Source organism: Natrinema marinum, assembly GCF_024296685.1.
Classification (GTDB): domain Archaea; phylum Halobacteriota; class Halobacteria; order Halobacteriales; family Natrialbaceae; genus Natrinema; species Natrinema marinum.
In genome coordinates, this window is record NZ_CP100763.1 from 2,584,734 (window position 1) to 2,600,244 (window position 15,511).

Annotated in this window: 15 protein-coding genes; 7 read left to right on the plus strand and 8 right to left on the minus strand. The window is 67.1% G+C overall.

Annotated features, from left to right (window positions below; translation table 11 throughout):
- Window positions 1-84 precede the first annotated feature (84 nt).
- On the minus strand, window positions 85-1,575 hold the full coding sequence (locus NKH51_RS12855) for a sulfatase family protein (RefSeq protein WP_254762087.1): 1,491 nt from the start codon (window positions 1,573-1,575) through the stop codon (window positions 85-87).
- Window positions 1,576-1,704: 129 nt separating this feature from the next.
- On the opposite strand from NKH51_RS12855, the gene NKH51_RS12860 reads away from it, so the two are divergent.
- On the plus strand, window positions 1,705-1,923 hold the full coding sequence (locus NKH51_RS12860; RefSeq protein WP_254762088.1) for a hypothetical protein: 219 nt from the start codon (window positions 1,705-1,707) through the stop codon (window positions 1,921-1,923).
- A gap of 89 nt (window positions 1,924-2,012) precedes the next feature.
- Here the strand turns inward: NKH51_RS12860 and hisS are convergent, their stop codons facing one another.
- Window positions 2,013-3,311, minus strand: coding sequence for a histidine--tRNA ligase (gene hisS / locus NKH51_RS12865; RefSeq protein WP_254762089.1), 1,299 nt, complete (start codon window positions 3,309-3,311; stop codon window positions 2,013-2,015).
- Window positions 3,312-3,484: 173 nt separating this feature from the next.
- On the opposite strand from hisS, the gene NKH51_RS12870 reads away from it, so the two are divergent.
- Window positions 3,485-4,531: a sensor histidine kinase gene (locus NKH51_RS12870; RefSeq protein ID WP_254762090.1), complete on the plus strand. Its 1,047-nt coding sequence runs from the start codon at window positions 3,485-3,487 to the stop codon at window positions 4,529-4,531.
- A gap of 12 nt (window positions 4,532-4,543) precedes the next feature.
- Here the strand turns inward: NKH51_RS12870 and NKH51_RS12875 are convergent, their stop codons facing one another.
- The 3 genes from NKH51_RS12875 to NKH51_RS12885 form a co-directional block, all read right to left on the minus strand.
- Complete coding sequence (locus NKH51_RS12875) at window positions 4,544-5,134, minus strand: DUF7411 family protein (protein WP_254762091.1); 591 nt, start codon at window positions 5,132-5,134, stop codon at window positions 4,544-4,546.
- Complete coding sequence (locus NKH51_RS12880) at window positions 5,134-5,484, minus strand: DNA-binding protein (protein ID WP_254762092.1); 351 nt, start codon at window positions 5,482-5,484, stop codon at window positions 5,134-5,136. Before NKH51_RS12880 ends, NKH51_RS12875 begins: the two co-directional genes overlap by 1 nt.
- Window positions 5,485-5,590: 106 nt before the next feature.
- Entirely contained in the window at window positions 5,591-6,046 is a 456-nt protein-coding gene (locus NKH51_RS12885) for a 30S ribosomal protein S19e (RefSeq protein ID WP_254762093.1), read from the minus strand.
- Between the two features lie 93 nt (window positions 6,047-6,139).
- Between NKH51_RS12885 and thiL the strand changes: the two genes are divergently transcribed.
- Window positions 6,140-7,018, plus strand: coding sequence for a thiamine-phosphate kinase (gene thiL / locus NKH51_RS12890; RefSeq protein WP_254762094.1), 879 nt, complete (start codon window positions 6,140-6,142; stop codon window positions 7,016-7,018).
- A gap of 39 nt (window positions 7,019-7,057) precedes the next feature.
- Here thiL and NKH51_RS12895 read toward each other — a convergent pair whose 3' ends face one another.
- The 3 genes from NKH51_RS12895 to NKH51_RS12905 all read right to left on the minus strand — a co-directional run bounded on the left by NKH51_RS12895 (window position 7,058) and on the right by NKH51_RS12905 (window position 9,890).
- On the minus strand, window positions 7,058-8,215 hold the full coding sequence (locus NKH51_RS12895; RefSeq protein ID WP_254762095.1) for a site-2 protease family protein: 1,158 nt from the start codon (window positions 8,213-8,215) through the stop codon (window positions 7,058-7,060).
- Between the two features lie 342 nt (window positions 8,216-8,557).
- Window positions 8,558-8,803, minus strand: coding sequence for a DUF7123 family protein (locus NKH51_RS12900; protein WP_254762096.1), 246 nt, complete (start codon window positions 8,801-8,803; stop codon window positions 8,558-8,560).
- A gap of 250 nt (window positions 8,804-9,053) precedes the next feature.
- Window positions 9,054-9,890 carry a molybdopterin synthase gene (locus tag NKH51_RS12905; protein ID WP_254762097.1) on the minus strand — a complete coding sequence of 279 codons (837 nt, stop codon included), beginning with the start codon at window positions 9,888-9,890 and terminating at the stop codon, window positions 9,054-9,056.
- Window positions 9,891-10,069: 179 nt separating this feature from the next.
- Here NKH51_RS12905 and NKH51_RS12910 point away from each other — a divergent pair, with 179 nt between their 5' ends.
- From NKH51_RS12910 to NKH51_RS12925, 4 genes are all read left to right on the plus strand, one after another.
- On the plus strand, window positions 10,070-11,107 hold the full coding sequence (locus tag NKH51_RS12910; protein ID WP_254762098.1) for a CapA family protein: 1,038 nt from the start codon (window positions 10,070-10,072) through the stop codon (window positions 11,105-11,107).
- 92 nt (window positions 11,108-11,199) lie between these two features.
- Window positions 11,200-11,925: a UMP kinase gene (pyrH, locus tag NKH51_RS12915; protein ID WP_254762099.1), complete on the plus strand. Its 726-nt coding sequence runs from the start codon at window positions 11,200-11,202 to the stop codon at window positions 11,923-11,925.
- On the plus strand, window positions 11,922-13,589 hold the full coding sequence (gene lysS, locus NKH51_RS12920) for a lysine--tRNA ligase (protein ID WP_254762100.1): 1,668 nt from the start codon (window positions 11,922-11,924) through the stop codon (window positions 13,587-13,589). The genes pyrH and lysS overlap by 4 nt, the downstream gene beginning before the upstream one ends.
- A 65-nt stretch (window positions 13,590-13,654) precedes the next feature.
- Window positions 13,655-15,496 (plus strand): site-2 protease family protein, encoded by a 1,842-nt coding sequence (locus NKH51_RS12925; protein WP_254762101.1) that lies wholly within the window; start codon window positions 13,655-13,657, stop codon window positions 15,494-15,496.
- The last annotated feature ends 15 nt before the right edge of the window (window positions 15,497-15,511 follow it).

Below are 15,511 nucleotides of genomic sequence, written 5' to 3' on the forward strand. Positions count from 1 at the left end.
CGTTCGTCGGCGGTGGCGTTCATGTACGGTCGTATCGGCTTCGAGACCGTAAACGTACGCTTCCTTCTGCGACTTCGGGTAGCGTCACGACGCCGCTTCCAGCACGTCGGTCACCCAGATCCGGTTCGGATCGCCCGTCTCGTCCATCCAGTCGGCCAGTCGGGAGCGCATCTCGCGTCGCGCGTCGGCGTACTCAGGGTGGTCGATCAGGTTCTGCAGTTCCGCCGGATCGGCCTCGAGGTCGTACAGCTCGTCGATGTCCGGCCCGTTGTAGACGTACTTGTACCGGTCGGTGCGGACCATGCGCTGGCTGTAGAGGCCGAACTCGTCGCCGTGGTACTGGGAGAACGTCGAGTCGCGCCACTCGAGGTTCGCGGGCGGATCGCCGCCGTTCTCGAGGATGGGGACGAGACTCCGCGAGTCGAAGCTCTGGGGGACGGGCACGTCGGCGATCTCGAGGAACGTCGCCGCCAGATCGTGTAAGTGGACCGGGGTGTTGCTGGTCGCACCCGAGTCGGCCACGCCGGGCCAGCGGACCTGCAGCGGGATGCGGTAGGTGTCGTCGTACATCAGCGGCCCCTTGTTGAACTGGCGGTGGCTCCCGGCGAAATCGCCGTGGTCGGAAGCGTGGACGACGACCGTCTCCTCGGCCAGCCCGCGTTTCTCGAGCGTATCGAGGATTCGCTCGAGTTGGTGGTCGATCATCGTGACGAAGCCCCAGTACTTCGCGATGGCCTCGGCCCACAGCTCCCAGTCGAAGTCCTCGACGCCGCGGTAGGAGAGGTAGTTCTCGTGGACTCGCGGTTTGCCGTCGTAGGTCTCGGCGTAGCTCTCGGGCGGTTCGATCTCGTCCGGGTCGTACATCGACGCGTACGGCTCCGGGACCACCCAGGGGTGGTGAGGGCCGTAGAAATCCGCCCGGTGGAAGAAGGGGCCGTCCCGGTCGCCGTCGGTGTGGGCCTCGATCGCGTCGATCGTCCGCTCGGCGAGGAAGTGCGCTCGGGTCTCCTCGACGTCGACCGGCGTCTTCCCGGCGACGAACGTCCCCTCGCTGTCGTCTCTGGGGTCATCGCCGGTGTAGATCACCTCCTCGAGATCGACCTCGCCGATCGGCACGTCGCGCTCTTCCCGGTGTTCGCGGAACGCCTCGTCGATATCGTCGTGGTGCGTGTCGCTTCCCCCGAGGTACGAGAAGCCGAAATCGGCGGGCGTCTGATCGCGGCCGGCGTGCCACTTCCCGGTATAGGTCAGGTCGTAGCCGGCGGCGTCGAGTTCCGCCGAGAACGTCGACAGACCCGCGGGCAGGTTCGCCCGGATCGCGTCCGGCTCGTGGCAGTTGTTCAGCATTCCGTGGCCGTGGGGGAATCGTCCCGTCAGCAGCGACGCGCGGGCACTCGAGCAGATGCTGATCGGTGTGACCGCGCGCTCGAAACGCAGCCCCTCGCTCGAGAGCCGGTCGAACGTCGGCGTCTCGACCGGCGGCCCGTCGGGGGCGCTGGCGTCGTATCGCTCCTGATCGGTGAGAACGAGCAGGACGTTCGGACGGCCGTCGGCGTCGGCATCAGCGTCTGCCATCGGGCGTCGTACATCGAGACCGTAGTTAATGGTGTGACCTGCGTGCGGACGGCTCGTGCTATCGGCGGGTCATAAGCGACCGGGGTGTGAACCCGACCATTCAGTATCCCTCCGTTCGAGGCGTGACGCGTGCCAAGCGCGTACTGTGGTGAATGTGAGTGGGAGTACCGAGTCGACGGCGACGAGCCGGGAGCGCTCAGCCGGGCGATGATCGACCACTTCGTCGAGACCGGACACTCGCCGGTCGAACGCGACGACGTAGACGAACGCCTCGAGAAATGCGGCCACGGAGCAGTGGCAACCTCGAGCGGCGGGGCCGAATCGAAGCCGAGCCCGCGTCGCGAGTGATAGATCGCCGGCGGACGAACGCCTAAACCGAATCGGGAAAATCGGTCGCGGGTCGGAAAGCGGTCGGACCGTGAACCGAGAGCCGCAGTTCACTCGAAATCCGCGAGCGTCGGTCGCTCGAGATCGCCCGGGAACTCGTCGACGGGCACCTGCGTCTGGTCGCCCGATTCCATGTCCTTGATCGTCACTTCGTCGTTCGCCAGATCCTGTTCGCCGGCGATGACGACCGTCTCGGCGTTGATCGAGTCGGCGTAATCGAGCTGTGCGCCGAAGGAGCGGCCGGCGACATCGGTCTCCACGACGTGGCCGCGCTCGCGCAGGTCGCGGGAGATCCGTGCCGCCTCCGTCCGCGTATCCCCGATCTGCAGGACGTAGTAGTCCGTCGTGACTTCTTCTTCGGGCCAGACGCCCGCGCGCTGCAACAGCAGCGGCAGCGTCGCGTGGCCCGGCGCGACGCCGACCGCGGGCGTGGGCTGGCCGCCGAAGCCCTCGATGAGATCGTCGTAGCGGCCGCCGCCGAAGATCGACCGGGAGACCTCGCCGGCCGAATCGAAGCACTCGAAGACGACGCCCGTGTAGTAGTCCAGCCCGCGGGCCGTCTCGAGCGAGATCGTACAGTACTCGCGAGCGCCGAAGTCCGCGGCCGCGGCCAGCACGTTCTGGAGGTTCTCGACGGCCGCGTCCACGCGCTCGGTGTCGGCGAACGATTTGACCGCCTCGAGGTCGCCGCCCGCGATGAGGTCGTCGAACTCGGCGGCCTGGTCGGCCGAGAGGCCGGCTTCGATCAGCAGGTCGTGGTACTCCGCTCGCGAGAGCTTGTCGGACTTATCGACCGCGCGGATCGCCGCCTCGGTGTCGATCTCAGCGTCGTAGCTCTCGAGGACGCCCCCGAGGATGTCGCGGTGGGAGATTCGGAATTCGAAGTGGTCGCCGGTCAGTCCGAGGCCGGTCAGCGCGTCGGCGGCCCACGCGAGGATCTCGGCGTCGGCCTCGGGCTCCGAGGAGCCGAAGATGTCGACGTTGGTCTGGTAGAACTCGCGCTGGCGGCCCTGCTGGACCTGCTCGTAGCGCCAGAACGGCCGCGTCGAGAACCACTTGATGGGTTTCGACAGCTCCTGTTGTTTCGCGACGACCATCCGGGCGACCGTCGGCGTCAGTTCCGGAGTAAGCGTCACGTGGCGGCCGCCCTGATCCTCGAACGAGTAGAGTTCGTCGACGATATCGTCGCCGCTCTTGTCGGTCCACATCTCGGCCCGTTCCAGCGCTGGCGTCCCGATCTCGCGGAAGCCATACTGGCGGGCGGTGTCCTCCAAGACGTCGATGGTTGCCCGCCTGGCGGCCATCTCGCCGGGATAGAAGTCTCGAAAGCCCTTGATCCGGTCGTACATGGAAACGGGTTCGGCCACGGCGAACTTCTATCCTTCCGTTCGGTGACGGCGGTCCATCGCGCTCGTGGCTGGCCCGTCTACCGTTTGGTTCAACGCTGATTACCGTTAGTTCGAGCGTCTCGGTCTCGAGATAGTCCCGTAGGTTGATAGCGACTTGCTTCGAGAGTGCGACCGTGCAACGCGTGGCTGACGACGACTGGGTCGCGGAGGTCGGCGAGCAACTGCCGGTCTCGCCGCTGTCGGTGCTCGGGCTCTTTCTCGCCGCGGTCATCGGGACGCGGCTCGCGCTCGAGCACTTGACAACCCGGGCACTGCTCGAGAGCGTCTTTCCGCTGGCGGCCGCGACCGCGGTCGTCTTCGCCGACCGCTGGCTGGTCACCAGAGACATCGCGATGCGGGATCGGCTCACCGTCTTCGGCTACGGGCTCGGCGGCTTCCTCGCGGCGGTCGTCGTGACATCGCTGCATCTCTTCGTGCTGTATCTCGAGGGGACCGGCGCGCTGGCACCGCTGTATCTGCTCTTGGTGGGCGGCACCGTCGGTGTCGGCGCGGGCACGGTCGCCGGCATCTACGAGATCCGACAGCGGGCCGCGGTCCGCGAAGCCGAGCGCCAGAGCGAGCGACTCGAGCAGTTCGCAAGCGTCGTCAGCCACGATCTGCGGAACCCGCTGAGCGTCGCTCAGGGACGGCTCCGGGCGGCGTTTACGACGGGGGAGGCCGAACACCTCCAAGAGGTCGACGCGGCGCTGACGCGAATGGACGAACTCATCGAGGAGACGCTGTCGGTCGCCCGCAGCGGGACGCAGGTCGAGGACCCCTACGAAGTGTCGCTGGTCGAACTCGCGAGCGAGGCGTGGACGGCCGTCGACACGGGCGAGGCGACCTTCGAGACCGTCGGCGATCGGACCCTGCAGGTCGACCCGACGCGAGCGAAACAGCTCTTCGAGAACCTCTACCGGAACGCTATCGAGCACGGCTGCGAGGACGCCACTATCCGCGTCGGCCCCTGTGACGGCGGCTTCTTCGTCGCCGACGATGGCCCCGGGATCCCGACAGACGAGCGTGACGAGGTCTTAGAGCAGGGGTACTCGACCTCGGACGACGGCTCGGGGCTGGGACTGGCGATCGTTCGGGCCATCGCGGACGCCCACGGCTGGCAGGTCGCGGTCACCGAGAGCGAAGCCGGGGGCGCGCGGTTCGAGTTCACCCGCGGCGGCTAGAAACGAGCGCGCTCAGCGGACGTTCGTCACGTACGTCTGGTCGTGATCCGGGAAGTACTCCGCGACGGCTCGCTGCCCCTCTTCGTCCGCGATCGTCGCGCGAAGCTCCGCCTCGTAGTCGGCCCGATCGATCTCCTCGCTCGGTCCGACGATCACCTCGAGGCGGTCCTCGACGAGTCGGTCGACGGCCGACCGGCCGAAGCCCGACAGCGGGGCGATGTAGTCGATATCGTGACGATCCTCTAAGCTCTGGGCCTGCGCCCGCGAGACCGTCGGGACGCGGTCGTCACGGCGGGTGCCGTCGGCGACGGCGTCGAACTCGCGGGCCGCCAGCCGTTCGAGGGCGTGCTGGTGGACGCGCTGGATCCCGTTGCGGGGGAAGCCGTCCTCGCGGATCCGGTCGACGGCCTCACGGGCGACGTCGGGATCGCACTCGAGGCGCTCGAAGGCGAAGCCAGCTCGATCGGCCGTCTCGCGGGCGTGTTTCCAGTCGTCGCTGATCCCGAAGTGGGCCGTCAGCAACGTGACATCGTAAAACTCCTCGAGCAAGAGCGCGGCCAGCGTCGAGTCCTTGCCGCCGCTGTAGAGTAGTCCGAGCTCCATCAGCGCCGCTGGATGTCGAAGCTCTGCGAGTCGGGCTTGAGCTCCTTTAAGAGCTGTTTCATCTTCTCGTCGTCGATCTTGCCCTGAATGCGACCGCTCCGGGCGAGGCTGACCACCTGTCGCTCGACCTGTTCGCCGAACTGGGGTTTACTCATCTTGACCGTGTTGAGCCGCTTGCGAGCGTCGTCGGTCAGGTGTTGACGGAGCACGGCCTGTTTCTGTGCCTCGGCCTGCTGCTGGGCCGCCTCCTGACTCGCCTCGTCCCCCTGGGACTCGGCGCGGTCCTGAAGCTGCTCCATTTTCTTCTGTCGGAGCTCCTCGAGTCGTTCGTCGTCTGGTGAGCCGCTCATAGCTATCTCTACTCGCTAATTCTCTCGCTGGCGGGAAAATGATTACGGACACAGACGCGTAGCGACGCCTCTCCGCGGCGAAACCGACACGAAAACGATCTCGGGATCAGGCGTAGCGCTCGAGTTCCGGGCGGTCGAGGTCTTCGAGGACGGAGCCGGCCGTGTCGTCGAGCAGGCTACGGCCCTCGGCGGTGATGCGGCGGCCCTCACCTTCGGCGGTCTCGACGAGGTCTTCCTCTTCGAGCTGCTGGAGGATGGTTCGGATGAGGTTCTTCGAGCCGTCGGTGCGGTGGTCGGGCGCGACCTGGTAGCGGTTGGAACCGCCTTTCGAGCCGCCGTACTCCGTCGAGAGTCGCTCGACGCCGACGGGGCCGCGGTCGGCGACCTTGCGCAGGAGACTCGCCGCGCGAGTCGCCCAGAAGTCATCCTGCTCGGGTGGGAGTTCCCGGTCGACGCCGCTTTTGGTGAACGCGCCCCACTCCGGTTCCTCGAGTCGCTCCGCCAGATCGTCGGCGAGCGCCTCGATGAGGTCGTCCGCCGGAACGTCGTACATCGTAGCCATTGGCGTGTGGTTTCCGTCGGCGGCATTTAAGAGCATCGTATCGCCGCGAGCGCGGCCCGGACCGCTTTTCGCCCTCGAGTCGAAACGGGGGGTATGGACGAACGCGCCGCCCTGCGACTGCTGTCGGGCGAACTCGCGGCGGCCGGCGACGACGCGGCCGTCGTCGACGGACTGGTCGTGACGACGGACATGCTCCACGAGCGGACGGATTTTCCACCGGGGACGACCCGCTACACGGCCGGCTGGCGCGCCGTCGGCGCGTCGCTGTCGGACGTGGCCGCGATGGGGGCCGAGGCCACGGCTGCCGTCGCCGCCTACGCTTCCCCCGAATTCGACCGCGACGAACTGCTCGCCTTCGTCCGCGGCGCGAGCGACGTCTGCGAGCGCGTCGGGACCGAGTACGTCGGCGGCGACCTCGACGGCCACGACGAGTTCACCGTGGCAACGACCGCGATCGGCCGCACCGACGACCCTGTCCGTCGGCGCGGCGCTCGAGCCGGTGACCTCGTCTGCGTGACCGGCACGCTCGGCAGAAGTGCGGCCGCCCTCGAGCTGTTCGATCGGGGCTGCACGGATCGGGCGAACGACCTGTTCCGATTCGAGCCTCGGATCGCGGCCGGCCGGGCGCTGGCCCCGCACGCGACCGCGATGATGGACTCGAGCGACGGGCTCGCCCGCTCGCTCCACCAGCTCGCCGAGGCGGGCGACTGCGGTTTCGCGATCGAATCCGAGCGGCTCCCGATCGACGACGCCGTCCGTGACGTGGCCGACGGCGAGGACGAGGCGCTCGAGCTCGCGACGACGTTCGGCGAGGACTTCGAACTCGTCGCGACGCTCCCCGAGGACGCGGTCTCGGCCGTCCGAAGTGAGCTCGACGTGTCGCTCTCGGTACTCGGGTCGGTGCTCGAGGCGGGCAGCCAGATCGCGATGGACGGCGAACCGCTCGCCGATCGCGGCTACACGCACGGCTGAGGCGTGGACGAGCGTCGATACGCGCGGGAAGGAAATAGATCAGGTGACGATCTCCACTGGCACCGGCATGAAACAGAGCAAGCCGATCCCGAACGTGACGATTCCGAGGACGAACCGGCCGCGTCCCAGCGATTCGTCGCGGATCGGCGTCGCCGGCCCCATCGACGCGAACAGCGTCGTCAACAGCCCCCAAAGGATCCAGACGAAGACCGTGTTCAGGCCATAATCTTGCACGTAGTAGAGAAAGCCCGCGAGGGCGAACAGGACGCCCGGAACGATCGCGGCGACCGTCTCCTGCAGGTCGCCGGTCATCGCCCGGAGGATGTGACCGCCGTCGAGCTGGCCGACCGGGATCAGGTTGAGGAAGGTGACGAACATCCCGACCCACGCGCCGATGACGACCGGGTTCACGCCCCTCGTGGGGTCGTCGCGGTACAGCGGTTGGTCGAAGCCGGCTGCGAGCAACTCGAGCAGCGGGGGATAGCCCAGTCGGATCGTGATCGCGTTGGGATCCTGCAACACCGTTTCGGGAACGGTCACGGGCGGTAAGTGCAGTCCGATCACGGTCACGACGACCGTCGCGACGAAGCCCGCCAGCGGACCGGCCACGCCGATGTCGAACAGCGCCTTGCGGTCCGGCATCCGGCCTTTCATCTTGATGACCGCCCCCATCGTCCCGATGAGCGTCGGCAGCGGAATGAAGTACGGCAGCGAAGCGTCGACCTGATGGTAGCGGCTCATCACGTAGTGGCCCATCTCGTGGACGCCGAGCACGCCGAGGATAGCGGCCGTGAACGGCCAGGCGTGCCAGATCGCGGTCGGATCGGCGAACGGGTCGATCTGGTACCACATCGCACCGGCGAACAGCGTCGAGCCGATCGTCAACAGGAGGAGGACGATGTTCGTCCACGGGATGCCATCGATGCCGACATCGGTCGGCTCGGCGACGAGGGCGTACTCGCCGCGGCGCAACTCGAGATCGGCGTCGTAGCCACGTTCGCGAAACGCCGGCCAGAGCTCGTTCATCACCCGCTCCGGGTGCGCGAGCGGGTCGCCGTAGTACACGAGCCGATCGTCCTCTCGCTGGATTTCGTAGACCGCAAACACCGATTCGATCCGATCGATCGGCGGCCCGTCCTCGAGGGACCGACCGCCGCGTCCCGCGGTGTCGAATCCGGACCGATCGACATCTTCCATCACCAGTGATTCACGATCTGACGGTATAAATCGACTGCCGTCGGCAGGTCCTGACCGTTTCTCCAGGCCAGACTGATCGGCGTCAGCAGGGACGTGAGGAACCACGGTGATCGTGCCGGAGGCGTCGGTGGCGCGCCGGCACGGTGCGTGAGGGGGTGCGACACGGATGTGCCGCGGTGCGTGAGGGGGTGCGACACGGATGTGCCGCGGTGCGTGAGGGGGTGCGACACGGATGTGCCGCGGTGCGTGAGGGGGTGCGACACGGATGTGCCGCGGTGCGTGAGGGAGTTTTGCGGGGATGTTCGTCGGGCGGTTCGGGGCTGTCGAGAGCCGAACGGACAGTCAGGCGGGAGCGACACGCCAGGTCGTCGCGCTCGTGTAGGACCACTTCTCGATCTCGAGGTCGCTGACCGAGTCCGAGAGCTTGACCATCAGTGCGCCGATCTCTTTGGGGGACATGCCGACATCGTCTGCAATGAACTTGCCTTTGAAGTACAGCTCGCCGTCTTCGGCGCGTTCGCGCAGGTAGCGTTTGAGCCGGCGTTCCTTGCTGTCCGTGGAGGGTTGGGCTGTCGTGCTCATCGACATCCGTCCCTTCCGACGGCAATCTGTTATAAAGGAAGGATGGTTAGCCGCGTTTCGATTGTGTTCAGCGATCTGGGGGGTAAAAGACGTTTTACAGGTGGTTATTACACTCTTAATTATTGGCTCAAATCAGCCGAGACGTTTTACAACCGCAGCTAACTCATTATCGCGACCAAAATAGTCACGATCGATTTACTCTCGTGTTCCGCGACCGATCCACTATTTTAGCTCGTGTGGTGAACGCACGTAACGGTCAGGATCGGTCGTGGACCCAGAACTCGTCTTCCACCGTCACTTCCTTCTTGAACAGCGGCACCTCGTCTTTCAGACGGTTGATTCCGTCTTCGACGGTCCGAAACGCTTCCGCGCGGTGGCCCGCGAGGACGACGACGAAGACGATGTCCTCGCCGTCCGCGACGACGCCCGTCCGATGGTAGAGTTCGACCTCGAGGACGCCGTCGCGCGCCTCGAGATCCGTCTCGAGGGCTGCCATTCGCTCGTCGGCGACACCCTCGTACTTCTCGAACTCGAGGTGCTCGGTCCGCGCGTCGTCCGCGCTGTCTTTCGCGCGGACGCGGCCGGTAAACGTCGCGATCGCGCCCGCGCGGTCGGCCTTGGGCGAGCGCTTGACGCGGGCGACCAGCGATTCGAGGCTCTCGTGTGGTTCGGCGGACTCGAGTCGCGCGACGAGTTCATCGAGTTCGAGGTCGGCGGGGCCACCGACGGTCGCGAGAATCGGCCCCTCGATCTCGCGGTCGTCTATGGCGTCTCCGACGACGATCGACGGATGGCGGAGCGAGCGGACGCCGACGACGACCGCGTACTCGCAGTCGGTCGACAGGCTGTCGAGCGCGTCGCCGACCGACATTCCCGTCCCCGAGGCCGCCCAGTCCCCGTCGACGCCGAGATCGTAGGTGACGTCGCCGCCGAAGGTGATCGCCTCGCCCGCGTGCGTGCCGTCGGCGATCGTCGCGTCGTACCTGACGACACCGACGCGCCCCCGCTCGGAGAGCCGATCGATGACCCGGTCGACGACGCGCTCGAGCGCGTCGCCGCCGGCACCCCCGTTGCGAACACCGAGTACGTGCATGTTCGAACGATGGACTGGTTCGGCTTTGTAGCTGTCGGCAAGAACGCCCGCGCCGGCCGGGGCTGCTCAGCGTCTCTTTCAGTCTCGCCCCGCGCCTCCGTCGCTGCCGGCCGTCACACGACGGCGAACCGGTTCCGTAGCGGAGGCGGGATTTTGCACCTGCGGAGCGAACGTCCGATATGTCCCTTCGAATCGGCTTCACGGGCGACGTGATGCTCGGTCGGCTCGTGGACGACCGCCAGCGCGGTCGGGCCGTCGACGCCGTCTGGGGAGATACCCTCGAGCGCCTGCGCGGACTCGACGGGCTGGTGCTCAACCTCGAGTGCGCGCTCTCGACGCGCGGTCGGAAGTGGACGCGAACCCGTCGGCCGTTTCACTTCCGAGCCGATCCCGACTGGGCCGTCCCCGCGCTCGAGCGCGCTGGCGTCGACGCCTGCGCGCTGGCGAACAACCACGTGCTCGACTACGAGGAAGCGGCGCTACGGGACACTCTCGCGGCGCTGGACGAGGCCGGTATCGCCCGCGCGGGCGCCGGCGAGACGATCGACGAGGCCCTCGAGCCGGCGACGTTCGCGGCCGACGGCGACGGTGCGAACGAGGGGATCGACGTGGCGATGGTCTCGCTGACCGACAACACGCCGGAGTACGCCGCCGACGAGGAGTCGCCGGGAACGGCCAGAGTCGAATTCGCCGTCGACGACGCGGAAACACGCCGGCGCGTCGGAGTGGCTCTCGAGCGCGCACGCGAGACTGATCCCGACCTGCTGATCGCGTCGCTGCACTGGGGGCCGAACATGGTGACGGAGCCGCCGGAGTCGTTTCGCGAGTTCGGTCGCTGGCTCGTCGAGAACGGCGTCGACATCGTTCACGGCCACAGCGCTCACGTCTTTCAGGGGATCGAGATCCACGACGGGAGCCCGATCCTCTACGACGCGGGCGATTTCGTCGACGACTACGCGGTCGACGACGACCTGCGGAACGACCGGAGCTTCCTGTTCGTCCTCGCGGTGGCACCCGACGGGCGGCCGACCGAACTGCGATTGTACCCGACCGAGATCGACGGGTGTGCGGTCCACGAGGCGGGGCCGGACGCGGCCGGGTGGTCCCGCGACCGAATGCGCGAGCTGTCGGCACCGTTGGGCACCGCGTTCAAGCGCGACGGCGAGGCGCTCGTGCTCTCGCTCGACGGGAGCGAGTCGGACGACGAGGACGAATGAGCGATCCGCCGAACGGGCTCGAGCGGTGTGTCACCACGTCATCCGGGCAGTTGACAACCCTTAAGATAGCAACTCCGCTACACCGGGGTAGTATGAAAGTGGTCGTCTCTATCGGCGGGAGCGTCCTCGTGCCCGAGCCCGGCGGGGATCGGGTCGCCGAGCACGCTGCCGTCATCGAAGACCTCGCGGCGGACGGCTGTCGGATCGGTGCCGTCGTCGGGGGCGGCGGCGTCGCTCGCGAGTACATCTCGGCCGCCCGGGACCTCGGCGCGAACGAAATCGAACTCGATCAGCTCGGCATCGACGTGACGCGGCTGAACGCCCGGTTGCTCATCGCCGCGCTTGGCGAAGGGTCCGTGACGTCGCCCGCGAAAGATTACGAGGAGGCCAGCGAGGCGCTCCGTCGCGACGACATCTGCGTCATGGGTGGGGTCGCACCGGCCCAGACGACCGACGCCGTCGGGGCCGCCCTCGCGGAGTATATCGACGCCGACCTGCTGGTCTACGCCACGAGCGTTCCCGGCGTCTACAGCGACGACCCCAACGAGGACGACGACGCGATCAAGTACGACGACCTCTCCGCGGGGGAGCTGGTCGACGCTATCGCCGGCCTCGAGATGAACGCCGGCGCGTCGGCTCCGGTCGACCTGCTGGCGGCGAAGATCATCGAGCGCTCCGGGATGCGCACGATCGTCCTCGACGGCACCGACCCCGACCGGATCGCGCGGGCGGTCCGCCACGGCGACCACGAGGGGACGGATATCGTCCCCGAAGGCGTCGGCGCGGAACCGACCTACTGGGCGAGCGACGAGCGATGAGCGACGACAGTCCCTATACCCTGCAACGCGAGGACGGCGCGGACGCGCGCCACGCGTTCTGGGCCGATACGGTCGCCGACCGCATCGAAGAGCGGAATCCGGAGGAGCCGATCGTCGTCAAAGGCGGCATCTCGCCGTCGGGCGTTCCCCACCTGGGCAACGTCAACGAGATCATGCGCGGCTACTACGTCGCCGAAGTGCTTCGCGACCGTGGCCACGAGGTCCGGCAGGTCTTCACCGCCGACGACCGCGACCCCCTCCGCAAACTGCCGCGAACCCTCTGTGACCTCGAGGGGAACCTCGTCGATTTAGGCGAGGTCGACGCCGGCGCGCTCGGCCGGAACCTCGGCGCGCCCTACACCGACATCCCGGACCCCTTCGGCTGCTGTGACTCCTACGGCGACCACTTCGCGACCATCATCGGAGACAGCGCCGACGCCGTCGACGTGCCGATCGAACTGGTCTCGAACACGGAACTCTACGAATCCGGCGAGTTCGATTCCGTGACGCGATTCGTCCTCGAGCACCGTGACCGGGCGCGGGAGGTTCTCTCGAAGTATCAGGACAAAGTCGACGCTGACGGCGACTATGTGCCGTTTAACCCGATCTGCGAGGAGTGCGGCAAGATCACCGAGACGGTGACGAGCGTCGATCTGAACGCCGGCGATGCGGGGACCGTCGACTACCGCTGTACCGATATGGACGCCGGCGACCGGACCATCGACGGCTGTGGCCACGAGGGAACGGCGACGCTCCGCGAGGGAAAACTCCCCTGGCGCTTCGAGTGGCCCGCACAGTGGCAGCTACTCGGCGTCGACTTCGAGCCATTCGGCAAGGACCACGCCGAGGGCTCCTGGCCCAGCGGTCAGGACGTCGCCCGCAACGTCCTCGAGATCGAGCCGCCGGTCCCGATGGTCTACGAGTGGTTCACCCTCGAGGGCGAGCCCTTCTCCTCCTCCGAGGGGAACGTGATCCTCGTCTCGGACGTACTCGAGTTGCTCGAGCCCGAGGTGCTTCGCTACTTCTTCGCGAAGGACCCCTCGAAGGCGCGGGACTTCAGCATCGAGCGCCTCGACCAGCTGGTTGACGAGTTCGACCGGCTCGAGGCGATCTACTTCGGCGAACTCGAGGGCAGCGAAGACGAGCGCGCGTTCGCCGAGCGGGTCTATCCGTTCATCGTCGATGAACCTCGAGAAGAACGCATTCGGCTCCCTTACACCTTCGCCGCGGTACTAGGGATGACCGACGATCCCGAATTGCGCGAGGAGATCGCCCGCCGTGAGGGGCACGTTCCGGACGACGCACCTGACTGGGCCGTCGAGGGGGCGCTCGAGCGCGTCGAACAGGCTCGCAACTGGGCGCGCCGCACCGGAAACGAGTTCGATTACGAACTCAAGCGGACGGAGATTCCAGACCACGAGTTCGACGCCGACACCGAAGCGGCGCTCGCGGAACTGGCCGACTTCATCGAGGCGGGCCACGAGCCCGACGAGATTCAAGGCGAGATCTACGAGACCGCGAAGCGCCACGACGTCGACGTCGGCGACTTCTTCGGCGCGGGCTACCGGCTGTTCTTCGACGAAGAGCAGGGGCCGAAGCTCGGCCCGTTCCTCGCGAAGGTCGATCGAGAGTTCGTCGTCGGCCGACTCCGACGGGAGCGCTAACCCGACCCCCGAGGCGAGTTCCGTAGACAAAAGCCCTTTGAGAGCGCCCCACGGAGGTAATATAGATGGACTACGGTTCCTTCGCCCTCGTCTCACCCCCCGCGATCTACGGTTCGGAGGTCCTCACCTGGGTGTTGCTCGGCCTCGCGCTCTACTGGGGCGCCGTCGTCGCGCTCCAGAACGCGGACCTGCTGCCCGACTACGTCGGCACGCAGGGCCCGATTCTCACGTTCCACACGAAACGCGGCCGGAAGCTGCTCGACAGGCTCGCTCGCCCGAAGCGGTTCTGGCGGGCGTGGTCAAACCTCGGCGTCGGCATCGCGCTGGTCGTGATGGTCGGCATGTTCGTGTTCCTCCTCCAGGCGTCGATGAACGCGCTCTCGTCTCCCCAGCCGGCGACCTCGGCGGTCCGCCAGCCGCGCAACATCCTCGTTATTCCCGGTGTCAACGACTTCCTGCCGCTGTCGGCCACACCGGGAATCGTCTTCGGACTGCTCGTCGGGCTCGTCGTCCACGAGGGCGGCCACGGGCTGCTCTGTCGTGTCGAGGACATCGAGATCGACTCGATGGGGATCGCGATGCTGGCGATCCTCCCCGTCGGCGCGTTCGTCGAGCCCGACCAGGAGAGCAGCAAGACGGCTTCCCGAGGCGGCCAGACGCGGATGTTCGCCGCCGGCGTCACCAACAACTTCGCGGTGACACTCCTCGCGTTCGCCCTGCTGTTCGGGCCGATCGTCGGCGCGATCGCCGTCGCACCCGGGGCCGCCGTCGGCGGGGTCGCACCCGATTCGCCCGCCGCAGAGGCCGGCATTCAGCCCAACGATCGCATCACGGCGATCAACGGCACCGCCGTCGAAGGCAACGAGGAGTTCCCGGAACGAGTCGAAACCGTCGACGGCGAGCGGATGGCCGTCGAACTCAACGGCGAGGAGACGGTAACCGTCGACCGGGCACTGTCCGTGACCGCGGCAATGGACGACGGACCGACGGGGCTCTCGGCCGGTGACAAGATCCTCGCAGTTGGCGGCCAGTCGATCGCGACGGAACAGGGCTTCTTCGACGCCGTCGGCGACGAAGGGCGGGTTACGCTAACGATCGAACCCACCGACGGCGGCGAGCGCGTCGAGCGTACGGTCCCGATCGGCGCCGCGGTCTCGGTCGTCGAAGACGAGCCACTCGAGGCCGAAACCGGTCCGACCGACGAGACGTTCGTCATCACCCGGTTCGAGGGCGAGCGGGTCTACAGCTACGAGCGGCTCAGCTCGCTGCTCGAGGAGACCGAGCCCGGTCAGGAGGCCACCGTGGCGGGCTACTTCGGCGAGGAACGGCGGACGTACACCGTGACGCTCGACGAAAACCCACGGACCGGCAGCGGCTTCCTCGGGATTCGAGCGCATCCGGGAACCTCGGGGGTCGCGGTCAGCGACATCGGTGTCCAGCTCTATCCGGCGGGCGACTATCTGGCGCTGCTGGGCGGGAGCGGCGACTCGCCCTTTGGCCCCGTCACCGACACGTTCCTCGGTCAGATCGGTGTCGCGCTGTTCCTGCCGATCCTCGGCGTGATCGACCTGCTGCCGTTTAATTTCGCCGGCTTCACCGGCGGGGTGCAGAACTTCTACGCGGTGCAAGGCCCCCTCGGCGTCTTCGGCGACGGGGTCGTCTTCTTCGCCGCGAACCTGCTGTTCTGGACCGGCTGGATCAACGTTCAGCTCGGCTTCTTCAACTGCATTCCGGCGTTTCCCCTCGACGGCGGGCACATCCTCCGGACCAGCACCGAGGCGATCGTCTCCCGGCTCCCGATCGACGCGACGCGCGGGATGGTCCGCGTGGTGACGACGACGGTCGGGGTGACGATGCTCGTGAGCTTCCTCCTCATGCTGTTCGGCCCGCAACTGTTTGGCGGCTGAGCGGGCCGCCGCGAG

Excerpts from the sequence above, each read along its gene's own strand:
- NKH51_RS12910 (WP_254762098.1), top strand. The coding sequence starts at position 10,070 with ATGTCCCTTCGAATCGGCTTCACGGGCGACGTGATGCTCGGTCGGCTC.
- hisS (WP_254762089.1), bottom strand. The coding sequence starts at position 3,311 with ATGTACGACCGGATCAAGGGCTTTCGAGACTTCTATCCCGGCGAGATG.
- lysS (WP_254762100.1), top strand. The coding sequence starts at position 11,922 with ATGAGCGACGACAGTCCCTATACCCTGCAACGCGAGGACGGCGCGGAC.
- NKH51_RS12875 (WP_254762091.1), bottom strand. The coding sequence starts at position 5,134 with ATGGAGCTCGGACTACTCTACAGCGGCGGCAAGGACTCGACGCTGGCC.
- NKH51_RS12885 (WP_254762093.1), bottom strand. The coding sequence starts at position 6,046 with ATGGCTACGATGTACGACGTTCCGGCGGACGACCTCATCGAGGCGCTC.
- pyrH (WP_254762099.1), top strand. The coding sequence starts at position 11,200 with ATGAAAGTGGTCGTCTCTATCGGCGGGAGCGTCCTCGTGCCCGAGCCC.
- NKH51_RS12900 (WP_254762096.1), bottom strand. The coding sequence starts at position 8,803 with ATGTCGATGAGCACGACAGCCCAACCCTCCACGGACAGCAAGGAACGC.
- thiL (WP_254762094.1), top strand. The coding sequence starts at position 6,140 with ATGGACGAACGCGCCGCCCTGCGACTGCTGTCGGGCGAACTCGCGGCG.
- NKH51_RS12905 (WP_254762097.1), bottom strand. The coding sequence starts at position 9,890 with ATGCACGTACTCGGTGTTCGCAACGGGGGTGCCGGCGGCGACGCGCTC.
- NKH51_RS12895 (WP_254762095.1), bottom strand. The coding sequence starts at position 8,215 with ATGGAAGATGTCGATCGGTCCGGATTCGACACCGCGGGACGCGGCGGT.
- NKH51_RS12925 (WP_254762101.1), top strand. The coding sequence starts at position 13,655 with ATGGACTACGGTTCCTTCGCCCTCGTCTCACCCCCCGCGATCTACGGT.
- NKH51_RS12880 (WP_254762092.1), bottom strand. The coding sequence starts at position 5,484 with ATGAGCGGCTCACCAGACGACGAACGACTCGAGGAGCTCCGACAGAAG.
- NKH51_RS12855 (WP_254762087.1), bottom strand. The coding sequence starts at position 1,575 with ATGGCAGACGCTGATGCCGACGCCGACGGCCGTCCGAACGTCCTGCTC.